Annotated in this window: 18 protein-coding genes; 16 read left to right on the top strand and 2 right to left on the bottom strand. The window is 57.9% G+C overall.

Annotated elements, in window-relative coordinates:
- Positions 1-31: 31 nt before the first annotated feature.
- Positions 32-1045: an ABC transporter substrate-binding protein gene (locus ACFPDR_RS13525; protein ID WP_035268378.1), complete on the bottom strand. Its 1014-nt coding sequence runs from the start codon at positions 1043-1045 to the stop codon at positions 32-34.
- Between the two features lie 150 nt (positions 1046-1195).
- Between ACFPDR_RS13525 and ACFPDR_RS13520 the strand changes: the two genes are divergently transcribed.
- From ACFPDR_RS13520 to ACFPDR_RS13495, 6 genes are all read left to right on the top strand, one after another.
- Positions 1196-2104 (top strand): LysR substrate-binding domain-containing protein, encoded by a 909-nt coding sequence (locus ACFPDR_RS13520; RefSeq protein WP_083054310.1) that lies wholly within the window; start codon positions 1196-1198, stop codon positions 2102-2104.
- A gap of 253 nt (positions 2105-2357) precedes the next feature.
- Positions 2358-3296, top strand: a complete 939-nt coding sequence (locus ACFPDR_RS13515) for a substrate-binding periplasmic protein (RefSeq protein WP_026484057.1) — start codon at positions 2358-2360, stop codon at positions 3294-3296.
- An 87-nt stretch (positions 3297-3383) separates the two neighbouring features.
- Complete coding sequence (locus ACFPDR_RS13510; protein ID WP_060186145.1) at positions 3384-4115, top strand: amino acid ABC transporter ATP-binding protein; 732 nt, start codon at positions 3384-3386, stop codon at positions 4113-4115.
- Positions 4116-4123: 8 nt separating this feature from the next.
- Positions 4124-4795 (top strand): amino acid ABC transporter permease, encoded by a 672-nt coding sequence (locus tag ACFPDR_RS13505; protein ID WP_060186146.1) that lies wholly within the window; start codon positions 4124-4126, stop codon positions 4793-4795.
- 12 nt (positions 4796-4807) lie between these two features.
- Positions 4808-5476 carry an amino acid ABC transporter permease gene (locus ACFPDR_RS13500; RefSeq protein WP_009462726.1) on the top strand — a complete coding sequence of 223 codons (669 nt, stop codon included), beginning with the start codon at positions 4808-4810 and terminating at the stop codon, positions 5474-5476.
- 14 nt (positions 5477-5490) lie between these two features.
- Positions 5491-6396 (top strand): dihydrodipicolinate synthase family protein, encoded by a 906-nt coding sequence (locus tag ACFPDR_RS13495; protein ID WP_021447062.1) that lies wholly within the window; start codon positions 5491-5493, stop codon positions 6394-6396.
- 72 nt (positions 6397-6468) lie between these two features.
- Here the strand turns inward: ACFPDR_RS13495 and ACFPDR_RS13490 are convergent, their stop codons facing one another.
- Positions 6469-6612: a hypothetical protein gene (locus ACFPDR_RS13490; RefSeq protein WP_376911235.1), complete on the bottom strand. Its 144-nt coding sequence runs from the start codon at positions 6610-6612 to the stop codon at positions 6469-6471.
- Between the two features lie 792 nt (positions 6613-7404).
- Here ACFPDR_RS13490 and ACFPDR_RS13485 point away from each other — a divergent pair.
- The 10 genes from ACFPDR_RS13485 (at position 7405) to ACFPDR_RS13440 (ending at position 16071) form a co-directional block, all read left to right on the top strand.
- Positions 7405-7962 carry a methylated-DNA--[protein]-cysteine S-methyltransferase gene (locus tag ACFPDR_RS13485; RefSeq protein ID WP_009462720.1) on the top strand — a complete coding sequence of 186 codons (558 nt, stop codon included), beginning with the start codon at positions 7405-7407 and terminating at the stop codon, positions 7960-7962.
- A gap of 125 nt (positions 7963-8087) precedes the next feature.
- Positions 8088-9578, top strand: coding sequence for an aldehyde dehydrogenase family protein (locus tag ACFPDR_RS13480; RefSeq protein ID WP_021447061.1), 1491 nt, complete (start codon positions 8088-8090; stop codon positions 9576-9578).
- A gap of 63 nt (positions 9579-9641) precedes the next feature.
- A complete protein-coding gene (locus ACFPDR_RS13475; RefSeq protein WP_051316325.1) occupies positions 9642-10514 on the top strand; it encodes a transporter in 873 nt (290 codons plus the stop codon).
- Positions 10515-10545: 31 nt separating this feature from the next.
- Entirely contained in the window at positions 10546-11718 is a 1173-nt protein-coding gene (locus ACFPDR_RS13470; protein ID WP_083054306.1) for an amine dehydrogenase large subunit, read from the top strand.
- A 1-nt stretch (position 11719) separates the two neighbouring features.
- Positions 11720-12262 (top strand): MauE/DoxX family redox-associated membrane protein, encoded by a 543-nt coding sequence (locus ACFPDR_RS13465; protein WP_009462709.1) that lies wholly within the window; start codon positions 11720-11722, stop codon positions 12260-12262.
- Positions 12263-12271: 9 nt separating this feature from the next.
- Entirely contained in the window at positions 12272-12913 is a 642-nt protein-coding gene (gene mauD / locus ACFPDR_RS13460) for a methylamine dehydrogenase accessory protein MauD (RefSeq protein WP_009462707.1), read from the top strand.
- On the top strand, positions 12897-13445 hold the full coding sequence (locus ACFPDR_RS13455; RefSeq protein ID WP_137430807.1) for a methylamine dehydrogenase light chain: 549 nt from the start codon (positions 12897-12899) through the stop codon (positions 13443-13445). The genes mauD and ACFPDR_RS13455 overlap by 17 nt, the downstream gene beginning before the upstream one ends.
- A gap of 139 nt (positions 13446-13584) precedes the next feature.
- Positions 13585-14085 (top strand): hypothetical protein, encoded by a 501-nt coding sequence (locus tag ACFPDR_RS13450; RefSeq protein ID WP_021447058.1) that lies wholly within the window; start codon positions 13585-13587, stop codon positions 14083-14085.
- A 110-nt stretch (positions 14086-14195) separates the two neighbouring features.
- Positions 14196-15152, top strand: coding sequence for a helix-turn-helix domain-containing protein (locus ACFPDR_RS13445; RefSeq protein WP_230940616.1), 957 nt, complete (start codon positions 14196-14198; stop codon positions 15150-15152).
- A gap of 115 nt (positions 15153-15267) precedes the next feature.
- A complete protein-coding gene (locus ACFPDR_RS13440; protein ID WP_321291303.1) occupies positions 15268-16071 on the top strand; it encodes a hypothetical protein in 804 nt (267 codons plus the stop codon).
- Positions 16072-16092 lie beyond the last annotated feature (21 nt).

Raw genomic sequence — 16092 nt, 5'->3', positions numbered from 1 at the left:
AAGCCGGAGCACGCGCGAAAATCAGTTCAGCTCAGGGCTTGGCCGTGCCGTTGGCCTTGACGATGAACTGGGTGTCGTAGGCTTGGTGATAGTCCCAGGCGGGATCCAGGCTTTGGGCTTCTGCAACGGCCTCGTAGGTGTTTTTCATGCGGCCTTCTTCCAGGCTGCCTACTCCGTGCTCGGCACTGAAATCGGTGTAGATGTAGCCCAGCACCGCGTTCAGGTTGCCCATGCAGTCATCAAGGTCGATTTCCGGATTGGCCTTTACGTGGGCCTGACAAGCCGTGTCCGGGTCCTTGCGGGCGGCTTCCCAGGCTTCGATGGTGGCGTCCAGGAAGTTCTGCACCATTTGTGGACGCTCGGTCAGTGTCTTGTCGGTGGCGAATACGGACAGGGCGTAGATGTTGAAACCCTGATCGCTAAAGGGCAGCACCACGATTTCCTTGCCAAAACGCTTGGCCTGCTTGTTCTGGTAGTAGTAGTTGGTGGCCAGGAAAGGAGCGGCGTCCACTTTGCCGTTGATCAGCAGCGGTGCCATGGAGGAGCCGTCAACGGTCACCCACTGAATCTTGTCGGGATCGGTGTTGGCCTTGCGCGCCACCATGGGGAAGTAAAGCTTGTGGCTGTTACCGGGCGAGACGGCAATTTTCTTGCCTTCCAGGCCGGAGAAATCGGTAATGCCCGAGTCTTTGCGCACAAACAGGGAATGGGCCGAGTGCGAGAAGGTGGAAGCAATGGCCTTGATAGGAGTCTGGCTGTTCTGACGCGAGGTCAGAATGGCGGAAATATCGGCCAAGCCAATATCGGCCGCGCCGCCAGCCACTTTCAGAACTGTGTCACCCGAACCGGTGCCACGGGTAATCTTCAGGTTGATGCCGTGTTTCTCGTAAATCCCGTTGGCAATGCCCGAGTAATACGGGGCATAGTCGCCGGTGGGGATGAAGTCCAGCATGAGATGAACGTTGTCAGCGGCGTGGGCAGTGGGCGCAGCGGCGGCCAGTCCCAAGCCCAGCACCGCCAGGGTGCGAGCAAGCAGGGTTTGCATGATTTTGTCTCCGTGTCGTAGTTATGAAGCCGCTCTGTAAGCCCGTTGCGATCAAGGCGCGCCGGGATGGCAGCTTGAAAAAATTGAAACATAGGCAAATCAAAATGTCTTATGCTTATTTGTGCTCGAAACATAAGGCTACGTTAAGGGATGCTGCTCAATCTTCGTCAAATCGAGGTTTTTCGCGCGATCATGCTGACCGGTTCTATCAGCAAGGCGGCGCAATTGCTGAACGTGTCGCAACCGGCCATCAGCCGCCTGTTGTCCTATACCGAATCGCGTATTGGTCTGGTGCTGTTCGAGCGCATCAAGGGGCGTCTGTACCCCACGCCCGAGGCGCGTCGGCTCTATCAGGAAGTGGAGCAGGTTCATAACAGCGTGCAGCGGGTAAACGAGGTGGCCACCGACCTGATCGAAAAGCGCCACGGCAGCTTGCACATTGCCGTCAGCCCCAGTCTGGGCCAGACCTTGATCCCCATGGCGGTGACGCGTTTTCGCCAGGCATTCCCGGACGTGAAGGTGTATGTGCGCACGCTGATTTCCAGTGATCTGGTACAGGCTTTGGTCACCCAGCAGGCCGAGGTCGGTGTGGCTATCGTGCCGCTGACGCATCCCAGCTTGCATGCCCAATCCATTTATGAAAACCATCTGGTGGCGGTGTTGCCAGCCAGTCATCCGCTGGCCGACAAGCAGGAACTGGACGCCAGCGATCTGGAAGGGCTGGACCTGATTGGTTATGGCAATGACACTCCTTATGGCCAGATGGTGCAGCAGTTATTTGGTAACCGTCCTGGTGTGCCGCAACTGGCGGTAGAAGTGCGTTTGACGCATATTGCCTGTGCCATGGTGCAGGCCGGAGCCGGGATTGCGATTGTGGATGAACTGGCCGTGGCAGGCCGGGTCTGGCCGGATGTGGTGGTGCGCCCCATTAATCCGCGCACCACCATGCCTTTGCACATGCTGCATTCCAATGTGGTGCCGGTGTCGCAATTGGCTCACGACTTCATGAAAGTGGTCATTTCTACCGCCTCCCGAGGGATGCGGGCAGGCTGGGCTTGAGTGATTCATCCATAAATACATCGTCCCCCCACGCTGCGCTTTTGCTTGGCGGCCTCTCCAGGGGGGGACTTACCCTTATCAAGGGCGACTGTCGGGAAATGTGCGTGTTCGCGTATTGCGCCGCGTATAAGGGGTACGGGTATTTGCTTAACCCTGTGTTATGAAGGGTTAATAAAAAAGCATATGACATCAAGGTTTTGCCAATCCTAGAATTAAAGCACTACAAACAGAAAATGGATGGCAAGGAGACCTTATGCAAGGCGTATACACAATCGCCCCGTTGGCTGCGGCTGTATCCCGCAAAAACACCCTGTCCCGCTGGGGACGTGTCAGCAGCAAAGCTGGCTTGATGCTGGCCACATTGGCTGCCGGCGTGGCCTTGAGCCTGCCCGCTCATGCGGTCAACCCCAATCAGGGCAAGATGTTCAAGGTGGCTGCAGATGTGGGCCTGGTTCCGTTTTTCATGCGCGGCACCGATGGCAAGCTGGATGGCTTTTCCAATGATCTGACCCAGGAAGTGGCCCGACGCATGGGTTACGAGGGGGCGGAGGTCATCGACACCCCGTTTTCCGCTATTTTTGCGGGCTTGTTTTCCAGTCGTTACGACATGGTGGCGGCTCCCACCAACACCACACGTGAACGTGCGGAGCAAATGCTGTTTGCCGAGCCGTATATGGCGGGCGGCCTGAGCTTTCTGGCTAAAAAGGGCGCGACCGTCAATGCGCTGGAAGACCTGAAAGGCAAGACCATTGCCGTCAATAACGGCAGCTTCTCGGACCGTTGGTTGCAGGACAATCAGGAAAAATACGGCTACAAGATCCAGCGCTTCAACAAGAACACGGATGCTGTGCAGGCCGTAGCTATTGGTCGCGCCTTTGCCAATATGTCCGAGACTCCTTTGGCACGCTATATCGCCACCCAGACCCCCGCACTGGCCCCGGTCTACGACATGACCACCGAGGCTAACTACGCCTTTGCCTTCCGCAAGGACGACACGGCCCTGCGTAATCGCGTGGATGAAGTGCTGGAATGCATGAAGCAGGACGGCTCCCTGTCCAAGCTGCATGTGAAGTGGTTTGGTACGGAACCCAATGCTGGTACGGCCATGACGGTGATTTTCCCCGGCTATGGCGTGCCCGACTTCCCTGGCTACGAGCCCACCGAGCACACCCCTGACTGCTCCCGTCCTTAAAAGCGCCTTCGCGCTGTTTCTCTAGCTATATGGCCCTGCAGGGGCCGGTCCCCGCCTGCCCGACTGGCAGGCGGTCAAGGAGCGACCATGAGTGAAATTGTCCGCATCCAGGGCTTGCGCAAATCGTTTGGGCAGGCCGAAATTCTTAAAGGCATAGACCTGAGCGTCAACACCGGCGAAGTTGTCGTGATGATTGGCGGCTCGGGCTCGGGCAAAAGTACCTGTCTGCGCTGCATCAACCGTCTGGAAACCCCGACCAGCGGCACGATTGTGGTGGCTGGCAGTGATGTGACCTGTCCGCGCACCGACCTGAACCAGGTGCGCCAGAACATAGGCATGGTGTTTCAGGGCATACACCTGTACCCGCATATGACGGCGCTAGGCAATGTGATGCTGGCGCTGCGCAAGGTGAAAAAAGTGCCCAAGGCGCAGGCCGAAGAGCAGGCCCGCCATCATCTGGAACAGGTGGGTCTGGCCCAGCGTATCGGACACTATCCCAGCCAGTTGTCCGGCGGCCAGCAGCAGCGAGTGGGCATTGCCCGCGCGCTGGCGTTGGAGCCCAAAGTCATGCTGTTTGACGAGCCTACCTCGGGTCTGGACCCGGAGCTGGTCGGTGAAGTGCTGAACGTGATGAAACGCACCCGCGATGCGGGCATGACCATGGTGATTGTTACGCACGAAATGCAGTTTGCCCGCGAAGTAGGGGACCGCATTGTGTTCATGGACCAGGGCGTGATTCTGGACCAGGGCAGTCCCGATGAAATTCTGTGTAAGCCGCGTCACAAGCGTATTCAGGATTTTCTGAGCCGCATGAACTGAGGCCGGCCATGGATCAGATAATTTATTACTTCTTTAACTGGACGCTGATCAGCCCCTATTTGCCCGAGATCATGCAGGGCTTTTGGGTCACGCTGCAAATGGCCGTGATGACCGTGGTTCTGGGCACTGTCCTGGGCCTGGGTCTGGCCGTGTTGCGTTGCTACGGCTGGCGTCCCGTCAATATCTTGATGACCTTGTATGTGGACGTGTTCCGTGCGATTCCGCAGCTGGTCATTATTGTGCTGGTGTTCTTCGCTTTGCCGTCCCTGGGGATTGTGATTGAACCCGTTCCTGCCACCGTTCTGGCCTTGAGCCTGGTGCTGTCTGCCTTTGCTGAAGAAATCTTCTGGTCTGGCATTGCTGCGGTGCCCACGGGTCAGTGGGAAGCGGGCCGCTCCACCGGCATGGGTTTCAGTCAGACTCTGTTTGCCATCATCCTGCCGCAAGCCGTGCGCCTGGCGATTCCACCACTGACCAATCGCGCTATCGGGATTACCAAAGGCACCACCTTGGGCTCGGTGATTGCCGTGCCTGAGCTCCTTAATGTGTCCAGCAATATCCAGTCCAACATCGCCAACCCCACCGCCTTTACGGCCGGGGCCATTTTGTTCTGCCTGATTTTCTTCCCCTTCGTTCATCTGACGAGGGTGCTGGAACGGCGCTATGCGATCAAGTCGTAGGAGTGACGCGCTATGGAACTGATCGATACTTTTCTGAACCCGAAGATTCTTGCCGCCAGTTGGCCCTTGCTGCTTCAGGGCTTGTGGCTGACCGTCAAGCTCTCGGTGATCATCGTGCCGCTGGCTGCCTTGCTGGGTCTGGTGATCGCTTGCCTGCATTATCAGCAACATCGCTGGCTGAACCGCCTGATTCTGCTGTACGTGGATTTTTTCCGTGCCTTCCCGCCTTTGGTGCTGCTGATCTTCATTTACTACGGTCTGCCGTTCCTGGGCCTGCCCTTGAATGAGTTTTCCGCCACGGTGCTGGCGCTGGTTTTGAACAGCAGTGGTTACTTCGCGGAGATTTTCCGTGCCGGGCTGGAGTCGGTGTCCCCCGGCCAGAACGAGGCGGCGCGCTCGACCGGCTTGAACGCCCGTCAGGCCATGGCCTATGTGGTTGTGCCCCAAGGTGTGCGCAATGTAATTCCGGATCTGGCCAGCAACACGCTGGAAGCCATCAAGCAGACTTCGATTGCTTCGGCTGTGGCCTTGCCTGAACTGCTGCGTTCGGCCCAGATCGTGCAGGGCGAGACCTATAGCCAGACGCCTCTGGTGGCCGCTGCGCTGATTTACTTCATTCTTCTCTGGCCCTTGGTACGCATGATTTCGCGTATGCAAAAGCCATTTGTTATTCCACGTTGAGCCTAAGCGTAATTATGAAAAATAAAGGTGTCTTTTCCATTTGCCCCACTCCCTTCAAACCGGGTGGTGAGTTGGATTTGCAAAGCCTGGTCAGTCTGGTGAATTTCCAGCTGGAAGCCGGTATTCACGGCTTGGCGATTTTGGGAGTGATGGGTGAACTGCACAAGCTCAGTACCTTTGAGCGTCGGCGTGTCATTGAAACCGTCGTGGCGGCAGTGCGCGGTGCGGTGCCGGTCTGGGTGGGGGTGCGGGCCATGGGAACGGCAGCGGCGGTGGAGCAGGCTCGCAGCGCTGAAGATCTGGGGGCCGATGCGATTTTTGTCGCTCCCTTGGCGGGGGCGGATGACGATATGCAGGTGTCCTTTTACCGCCAGATTGTGCAGGCTATTCGTTTGCCGGTGGTCATTCACGACTTCCCGGAACTGTTCGCCGCCCGCATCAGTCCGGCCTTGGCTGTGCGTTTGAAGGCAGAGGCGGGTGTGTCCATTCTGAATTCCGAAGACCCTCCCGTTGGACAGAAGATTACCGCTGTGCGGGGTCTGTCGGGTGATGCCCTGCCTATCTTGAGTGGCCTGGGTGGCATGCACTTTCTGGAGGAGTTGCAACGGGGCGCGGATGGTGTGGTTACCGGCTTCTCCTTCCCGGAAATTCTGCTCAAGGTCTATGCCTTGCATCGTCAGGGCGAGCAGGAGGAAGCCGCCCGTGTGTTCGACCGTTATTGTTCGCTGATCCGTTACGAGTTTCAGCCTTTGGTGGCACTGGCCTTGCGCAAGTATTCCTATATGCGCCGTGGCATCATCGCCTGCGATGCGACGCGTGATCCGGCGACGGCTCTGGACCATATCAGCCGGGATGAGTTTGAGGCTGTGGTGCGCCGTGTGGGTCTGGACTTGTCGGCAACGGGTGTGCAAACCGTTTAAACCTTGCTGTTCTTGAGTAACTGCTGCATTTGTTGGATTTGCCGGGTAAATAACGTCTGGGGGGCCCCGGCGTTATTTACCCGGTTTTTTTGCTTGCGCTTCTTCTTCTTCTTCTTCTTCTTCTTCTTCTTCTTCAGTTTCCTGAGCGTTGGGGAGTGGCGCTGTTTGTGTGCAGAGCAGGAGGTTTGTGAGACAAGGAGCGCAGAGAGCCTGCATGTTTAGATAGTGCTTCGTGGAAACGCCGGTCTGGGCCGGGGGCCGTCCTCCGGGCTTGGCTCCTTGCCGGTGCTGCGCACCGGTGCCCTGGTCAGGCTTGCTATTCGGGCGCGCCCTGAACTCGCGAAAGTGCCTTGTCCCCCGGACAAGGCACAAGCATTTCGCTCAAACAGCAGGGCGCTTGTACCCCGAATAGCAAGCCTGCCTGCGGCAAGAAGCCTGAATCGCCCAGAGGACGGCCCCCGGCCCAGACCGGCTCACAATGACTATCAATATGAGCCCTTCCTCCTTTTGGAGTCTGGCGGTATGTGGCTCTTTGGGTTGCTGTCGCGGTGTGAGGGACTTGAGGAGGGAGAGGTTTGCGTGTGGATCGTCGCTCTCAATAGTTAGCGGTGGGTGTGGGGGGACGCAAAAATAGGAGCCAAGCACTAACTATTGAGTGCCAGGCACTTCATGGGAGCATGAACCTTGCTCAGGATATCCCGCTCAAAACAATGTTGTGCGTAATCGGGAGCTTGTCGTGCGTCTTTGACGCCAGAGCCAATGCGCTTGTCACGGTGATTGTTGTTGTCTCAGTCTCTTGTTCTTTTAGGTTTTCTTGCTCACTCAGGCGCTTTTATAGGCGCATAAGGAGTTGGTACAAGGACGAGAGGTGCTACGGCCAGGCGGCTTTGGGTTGAAAAGCCTTTGATCAGGAGCTGGCCTCTAGCCTGCCTGGGTGCTGCCAGAGTTTTTGAAGTGGCTGGAGTCGCGCAGTATGATCAGACATTCTGCCCTTGGATCGGGATTGCCATGTTTGCCTATGTCGGGCTGCGTACTGCCTGCTTTGATACGCCTTTAGGGGCAATGCGTCTGCTGGTGGACGCTCAAGGAGCCTTGCTGCGTCTGGACTTCGAGGAAGAGACCGTACATGGTCTGACACCCGAGCAACTGGCCGGGCTGATCCCGGAACCTGCTTTGGCCGAGCCCGTGCAGACTCAACTGGACGCGTATTTTGCCGGCAAGCTGCAGCAGTTTGATCTGCCTTTCAGCCTGCAAGGGACAGAGTTTCAGCAACAGGTCTGGCAGGCCTTGCTGACTATTCCCTATGGTCAGACCTGGACCTATGGCCAGATGGCCGAACATCTGGGCCGTCCCAAGGCGGTCCGTGCTGTGGGCCAGGCCTGCGGCCTCAATCCCATCAGCATCATCGTGCCCTGCCATCGCGTGCAGGGTGCCAATGGCATGTTGACCGGCTTTAGCTCCGGCTTGCATCGCAAAGCCAGCCTGCTGGACTTTGAACGCCGCGTGCATTTGACTGGCACGGGCGACATCCAGGCCAGCATGCCCGCCCAGCTGGATTTGTTCTAAAGCAGGACAGGGCTCACTCCGTACCCAAATCAACAAGCCTCCGTGCACAGAATCACAAGTCCGGGCTTGTCCTCGTCCCTATACTGGATTCGTTAAGAATCAACTATTCCGTGTGGAGACAGACTATGGGGCAGGACGTACAAGCCGAGCGCAAGGCGATTCGCGAACACATGATTATTGACGGCAAACCCGTCACTGAATCTCAAGGGCCCACGATTCCCGTCTACGATCCCGCAACGGGACAAGTGATTGCGCACCAGCCCGAGGCCGGTGCTCAAGGCGTGGATCTGGCCGTGCGTGCTGCGCGCCAGGCTCTGGAGCAGGGCGAATGGGCTCAGATGTTGCCCGCTCAGCGCGAGCGCCTCTTGTTGCGTTTGGCTGATTTGATTGAATCCCACGCGGATGAGCTGGCTCGTCTGGAAACCCTGAACAACGGCAAGCTGCTGTTCTTCTCCTACGGCCTGGAAGTGGCGGCCAGCGCACAATGGCTGCGCTACATGGCTGGCTGGGCCACCAAGATGAATGGCGAATTGCTCTCGCCTTCCATCGGCTTTCCTCCCGGCGTGAAATACCACGCTTACACCCGCCAGGAACCGGTTGGTGTGGTGGGCGCCATCGTGCCCTGGAACTTCCCGCTGCTGATGGCGGTGTGGAAGATTGCGCCTGCCATGGCCGCCGGTTGTACCGTGGTTCTGAAGCCTGCTGAAGAAACTCCACTGACCGCCATTCGTCTGGCCGAACTGGCTCTGGAAGCTGGTTTCCCCGCCGGTGTGATCAACGTGATCACGGGTCGTGGCGAAAGCACAGGTGCGGCTTTGACGGCTCACCCTGGCGTGAACAAGATCTCCTTTACCGGCTCCACGGAAGTGGGCAAGTTGATCGGTCATCAGGCCGTCAATGACATGAAGCGCATGTCTCTGGAGCTGGGCGGCAAATCCCCCGTGGTCATCATGGACGATTGCGATGTGGACATGGCCATTCAAGGTGCGGCCAACGCCATCTTCTTTAACCAGGGCCAGGTATGTACTGCCGGCTCGCGTCTGTTCGTGCAAAAAGGCATTTACGAGCGCGTGGTGCAGGGCGTAGCCGATCTGGCTTCTTCCATGACTCTGGGATCGGGCTTTGAGCAGTCCACCCAGATTGCTCCGCTGATTTCCGCCCGTCATCAGCAGCGCGTGCAGAACTATATCGATGTGGGTCGCCAGCAAGGCGGTCGCATGTTGGCAGGTGAGGGTGCTCGCCCCGAGCAGGGCTACTTTGTACGCCCCACCGTGTTTGCCGATGTGGCTCCTGATGCTCGCATCATGCGTGAAGAAATCTTTGGTCCCGTGGTGGTCGCGACCCCGTTTGACACCGAGGCGCAGGCATTGCAGTTGGCCAACGATACAGACTTTGGCCTGGGTGCCAGCGTCTGGAGTCAGGATCTGGCCCGCGTCCAGCGTTTGACCGCTGGTATCAAGGCCGGAACTGTGTGGGTCAACACCCACAACATGCTGGACCCCAGCATGCCCTTTGGTGGCTACAAGCAGTCCGGCCTGGGTCGGGAGCACGGGCGCGCTGCGGTAGAGGCTTACCTGGAGACCAAATCGGTCTGCATGGCCTACCCGGCAGCCTAGCTAGGGATAAAGGCGCGAACACAATAACGATACCGTTCGCGCCTCTTTGAGGAGACAACAATAATGTATGCAATTTTGCAGCGGACCGCTCTGGCCTTGGCCTTGAGCGGCGTCAGTGCCGGTGCCGCCCTTGCGGGCGACCCCAGTGCGCGGGACTGGATTCCTGCTCCGGTAGGGACCAATATCCTGGCCGTCTACATGATGGGTCTGAAGTCGCACGGTTTTTATGATCAGGGTTCACGAATTGGCGACAGCCCCAAGTTGAATGTGCAAGGCATGATTTATCGTCAGATGCACTTTCGCGAACTGGCCGGCAAGACGGTGCAGTACGAGCTGATCGTGCCCGGTTTTCGCAACACGCTGGATGTTCCAGGGCAAGACCGCGATCGCATGACCGGTATTGGTGATGTGACTGCTGGTGCGGCCGTGTGGCTGCACAACGATCCGGAGAACCGTTTCTGGTTCGCGTGGGAACCTTTCATTACGGCTCCTACAGGTCGTTACCACGGCTCGCAGGCCGATGTGTCTTCCGGCAAGAACCGCTGGAGCACCATCCAGGACTTTGCGATTGTGAAAGGCTTTGGGGAGTCTTCCTTTATTGAAGGTGTGGCGGAATTCGAGTTCTTTGGCAACAACAAGAACTACTACGGCCAGACTCTGAAAAAAGACACGGCAATCCGCCTGATGGCCCTGGTTTCAACCAACCTGACTGAAAAGACTTATGTGGGTATGCGCTACCGCTACGAGACAGGTGGCCGTGAGCGGGTCAATGGCCAGACCACGGCGACGCGTGCACGTAACCACCAGTTGGCCGCCGAGATTACCCACCAGTTGACTGACGCTCACCAGGTGCAATTGCAGTACATCCATGATTTGAAAGTCGAGAATGGCCCGCGCATGCGCGGCCTGCAATTCCGTTATGCCTATGCGTTCTGACAGCGTGGACGCCCATGAGGAGAGACATCCAATGAAGTCTAAATTTAAATTAACGACCGCCGCCGCCATGTTGGGGCTGATGGTACTGGCCGGTGGCGCGCAGGCCCAGGACAAGCCGCGCGAAGTCCTGACAGGTGGTCACAGTGTGTCTGCCCCGCAGGAAAACCGTATCTATGTCATGGACTCGGTGTTCATGCACCTGACCGAAAGCCGTGTGCACGTTTATGACTACACCAACGGCAAGTTCCTGGGCATGGTACCCACCGCCTTCAACGGCCACGTGCAGGTGTCCAACGACGGCAAGAAAATCTACACCATGACCACCTATCACGAGCGCATTACGCGTGGAAAGCGCTCGGATGTAGTGGAAGTGTGGGATGCCGACAAGCTGACCTTCGAGAAGGAAATTTCCCTGCCACCCAAGCGTGTGCAAGGTCTGAACTATGACGGTCTGTTCCGTCAGACGACGGACGGCAAGTTCATCGTGCTGCAAAACGCCTCGCCAGCGACCTCGATCGGGATCGTGGACGTGGCCAAGGGTGATTATGTGGAAGACGTCACAGCTGCCGCCGGTTGCTGGAGCGTAATCCCCCAGCCCAACCGCCCACGCAGCTTCATGACTATTTGTGGCGATGGTGGCCTGTTGACCATCAATCTGGGCGAGGATGGCAAAGTTGCCAGCCAGTCGCGCAGCAAGCAGATGTTCTCCGTGAAGGATGATCCGATCTTTATCGCTCCTGCCCTGGACAAGGACAAGGCTCACTTCGTGTCCTACTACGGCAATGTCTACAGTGCTGATTTCAGCGGTGACGAGGTCAAGGTAGATGGCCCCTGGTCCTTGCTGAACGACCAGGACAAGGCCAAGAACTGGGTGCCCGGTGGCTACAACCTGGTGGGTCTGCATCGCGCCAGCGGTCGCATGTATGTGTTCATGCATCCCGATGGCAAAGAGGGCACTCACAAGTTCCCCGCAGCCGAGATCTGGGTCATGGACACCAAGACCAAGCAGCGTGTAGCCCGCATTCCAGGGCGTGATGCCTTGTCCATGACCATTGATCAGCAGCGCAATCTAATGCTGACCCTGGACGGTGGCAATGTGAACGTCTATGACATCAGCCAGCCTGAACCCAAGTTGCTGCGCACCATTGAAGGCGCCGCAGAAGCATCCTTGCAAGTTCAGTTCCACCCAGTTGGGGGTGTCTGATATGGACCCGGTCCTGACCTACGCCAGCCTGGCTTGCTTGGCCGTGCTGATGGGACTGGGGGCGCTGGATAAACTGCGTCACTTCAGCCTGTTCGAGGCAGCCGTTGGCGGTTATCGATTGTTGCCGGAAGTGTTGTTACGACCGTTCAGTGTGCTGTTTGTCGCTGCCGAGGCCTTGAGTGCGCCTTTGCTGCTGTGGCCAGCCAGCCGTTCGCTGGGGGCGGTTCTGGCCCTGTGCGTCCTGCTGGTCGCCACCAGTGGCATTGTGATGAACCTGCTGCGTGGCCGCCGCGATGTGGATTGCGGCTGCTCCGGGCTGGGGGAATCCTCCGGTGGTCTGTCCTGGTGGCTGGTGGCTCGCAATGCCTTGCTGGCTGCGCTGGCCGTGGCCAGCGGTGACTGGGCCATCAGCAGCGCCCGTGAACTGGTCTGGGTGGACGGTTTGACCTTCTTTGGTGCCACCTTGGCCTTGCTGGGCCTGTACTATGCGGCCAACCAGCTGATCGAATCCCATCTGAAATTCCAGAAAATGCAGAATTCTTAGGAGACCTAAATGACCGCTTTAATGATTTCCAACGTCATTTTATGGGTAATCGTACTGGCCCTGGTGCTGGTTGTACTTGCCCTGTCGCGCCAGATTGGCGTGTTGTATGAACGGGTTGCCCCCATGGGCGCCCTGACTATGGATAAAGGCCCGCAGGTGGGTGATGCCGCTCCCGTCATGGAATTGCAGGACCTGCGCGGTCGTGCCGTTACCGTGGGCGTGGCTGGCCCGCGTAGCCAGTTGATTTTCTTCATGTCGCCTACCTGCCCGGTGTGCAAGAAGCTCTTGCCGATTCTGAAGTCCATTCAGGGCTCGGAAGGTCAGTGGGTAGATATTGTGCTGGCCAGTGATGGCGAGATGCCCGAGCATCTGGCTTTCTACCAGAAAGCACAACTGGACGCCTTCCCTTACGTCCTGTCCACACAGCTGGGCATGGGCTTTCAGATCAGCAAACTGCCTTACGCCGTCCTGATCGACGAGAACGGTGTGGTGCGCGGCAAGGGTCTGGTCAATTCGCGTGAACAGCTGGAAAGCCTGTTTACCGCCAAAGACCTGGGCGTGGCCTCGGCGCAAGAATACTTGGCCGGTGACTCGGGCATGAAGCAAGTGCAGGTATCACGAAAGGAGAACGTCAATGCGTTGGCTGGATAAATTTGGGGAGAACCTCTCCCGTTCTGTGGCCCACAAGACTTCGCGTCGCAGCGTGCTGCGCTCGGTGGGCAAATTAATGGTCGGTTCGGCCTTTGTGTTGCCTGTATTGCCGGTGGCTCGCGCCGCCGGTGGTGGTGGCAGCAGCAGTGGTGCCGATCACATCAGTCTGAATCCCGATCTGGCGAATGAAGACGAAGTGAACTCCTGCGACTACTGGCGTCATTGTGCGGTGGACGGGTTCCTGTGCTCTTGCTGCGGTGGCACGACCACCACCTGCCCTCCGGGCTCGACGCCTTCGCCCATCTCGTGGATTGGCACTTGCCACAACCCGCATGATGGCAAGGACTACCTGATCAGCTACCACGACTGCTGCGGCAAGACCGCTTGCGGCCGCTGCCAGTGCAACACGCAGACCCGTGAGCGTCCTGGTTACGAGTTCTTCCTGCACAATGACGTGAACTGGTGCATGGCGAATGAGAACAGCACCTTCCATTGCACGACATCGGTACTGGTTGGCTTGGCTAAAAACTAAAAAAGGGCCCGTCGGGCTGCCAGTCATGCGGGAAGAACGGTCCTTGGGACGCCAGTTCTTTCCTGCATAGGCAGCCCCAGGGTTTGAACAAGGTGCCGGGCGGCCAGGATGGCGTTCGGTCACTTAAGGAGGCATCACTGTGTGGACATCTTTGCGCCTGGCCTGTTTGGGCGCCGTACTCCTGGCGTTTACGCCTTGGGCCCATGCCCAAGAAGAGATGGCCGGAACGGGCGATTACCTGCAAAGTTCGCAGGCTTTCAAAGACTATATGCTGCAATGCGCAGGTTGCCATCGCTACGATGGCCAGGGCCTGACGCATCGGGGCATCCCCAATTTCAACCAGTCCATTGGCTTGTTTACACGCCTGCCAGCTGGACGGGACTATATGATTCGAGTGCCCGGTGCCTCGCAGTCGCAACTGGATAATGCCGATCTGGCTCGTGTGCTGAACTGGATTGTGGCCAAGTTCAGCCCGGAAGAAATGACACCCGATTACCGACCCTTTACCTCGGCCGAGGTAGGGGCATCGCGCCGGCATCGTTTTGATGATGTACTCAAGGCGCGTACGGAGCTAACCGTCAAGATGAACAGTATGGGTCTGGAGCCTGCGCCCTACCTGTACGGCTCCATGGATCGCTGATACAGCGGGTTAACGACCGTAGACGCTTGAATTTTTTAGGGCTATAAGAAAGGGGGCATATTCTGCCCCTTACCCCGATCAATTGCGTTGGCCGAAAGGGCACTCAGGCAATGTCTATGTTATTGCGCACTCCCTCTGCTTCTTTCAAGAGCCTGGCTGCTTGGCAGGAAGTGGTGTGCGCGTACTTTGTGCCCTTGGAAGTTCAGCCGGATTCTCGCCGTGGTTTCTCCAACCGGGCGGCCACCGATCGCATGGGTTCGGTCGATGTCATGGAACTGTGTACCAGCGCGCAGCGCGTGCGTCGTACCCAGGCCTTGGCCAGCCGATCCGAGCAGGCGCTGTACAAGGTCACCTTGCAGATCAGTGGCAGTAGTCAGATTCAGCAGGATAATCGCAGTGGCATCTTGCACGCCGGGGAGTGGGGCATTTATGACACCACCCGCCCTTACGAAGTGGCCGTGCAGGATCAATCCCATTTTCTGGTCTTGCAGTTCGAGGAAGAGCGTTTGCTGCCTTGGTTGCCCTGGCTAAGCGATGCGGTGGCCCGCTCGTTCTCCGCCACGACAGGTCCGGCCCGAATTGCCATGGATATGCTGCGTTTGGGTTTGCAGGAGCGCGGGCACTTGTCGCCCTCGGCCTTGAGCGAACTGTCCCAGACCGTGATTCGCATGATGGCTCTGAGCCTGGCCGATGGTCGCCCGGTGACGACCGAGTCCGCCCTGGACGAAGTGCGGCGCGGGCAGCTGCTGCAAATTCAGCAATACGTGCAGGATCATCTGGGTGATACCGGTTTGAATGCCCAGTCCCTGGCGCTGCAATTTCGCATTTCACGCCGTTATCTCTACAAGCTGTTCGAGCTGTGCGGGCAAGCGCCTGCCGACTACATCATGGCCGCCCGTCTGGAGCGCGCCTGTCAATTGTTGGTGGACGGCAAACCTGGTCGGCAGATCAGTGAGCTGGCCTGGCAAATGGGCTTTTCCGACGCGGCCGTGTTCAGCCACGCCTTCCGGCGACGCTATGGCGTATCGCCCAGCGAATGGCGTCGCAGCCGTATTTGCGGCGATTAAGTACAGCTACGTAGACGCAACTCCGACTTATCGCAGACGGGTCGGATTTCTATCCTAGAGGCTCATGATTATGGGGCGGCCGGTGAGGTTCGCCCGGCTTCTCAAGGACAGTCTTATGCGTCTACACCTCGATTGTGCGTTGCTGCACACCCAGCCATCGTGGGGTCAGAATCTACTGGCCATCATCCCGCCTTGCGAGCGTTTGCAGCTGCATGTTCTGCAGGCGCCACCACCGCCCCATCCCGATCAGGAGTATTTGTTTTTGCGCAGCGCATCGGCCTTGCTGCTGCGTTTTGATGCCTGTCTGATTCCCATCGAAGCGGCCACCCTGATTCACGTGCGTCGAGCCTTGTCGGTGGCCCAAGGTCATTTGCCAGTGCCGGTCTTTGGTTTGCTGCGGGGTGCTATCAAGGCCGCGGCCCTGACAGACCTGCTGGAACTGGGTCTGGCAGACTACGTGCGCGAGCCTTTATGCCTGGACGATTTGCGCGCCCGCATCAATCGTCAGCGTTTACAGACCTCTTCCCACGCTTTGAATGAACCGGGGCTGTCGGGTCGGATACACTATAGGGTGCAGGAAAACCAGGATCTGGTCCTGCACCCCGGCCCAACGGAGCAGCGCCTGTCGCAAACGATCTTGCAACAGGAGGGGACAACGCTGGAAGCCTATGCCGCTGCGGTAGCCTCGCGCTACGCCAGCAGCCAGGAATCTTTCAAAGTTGCCAAGGGACGGATAGTGGCCCGCTTCGAGCAGGCTTATATCCACGCCGCCCTTGATCGCCATAGCGGCAATATCGCCATGGCGGCCCGCTCCGCGCAAAAGCACCGGCGTGCTTTCTGGGCACTGATGCGCAAACACCATATCGATGCAGCACGCTTTCGATCCGCGTCAAACCCAGACGACGAACACGATGGTTAAAATTAACAGGCATTTTTCAAT

This window comes from Alcaligenes sp. GCM10023179 (assembly GCF_042653705.1).
GTDB lineage: Bacteria > Pseudomonadota > Gammaproteobacteria > Burkholderiales > Burkholderiaceae_B > Alcaligenes > Alcaligenes phenolicus.
Note: the sequence above shows the minus strand (reverse complement) of the source record. Positions and strands in the feature narration are given on the sequence as shown.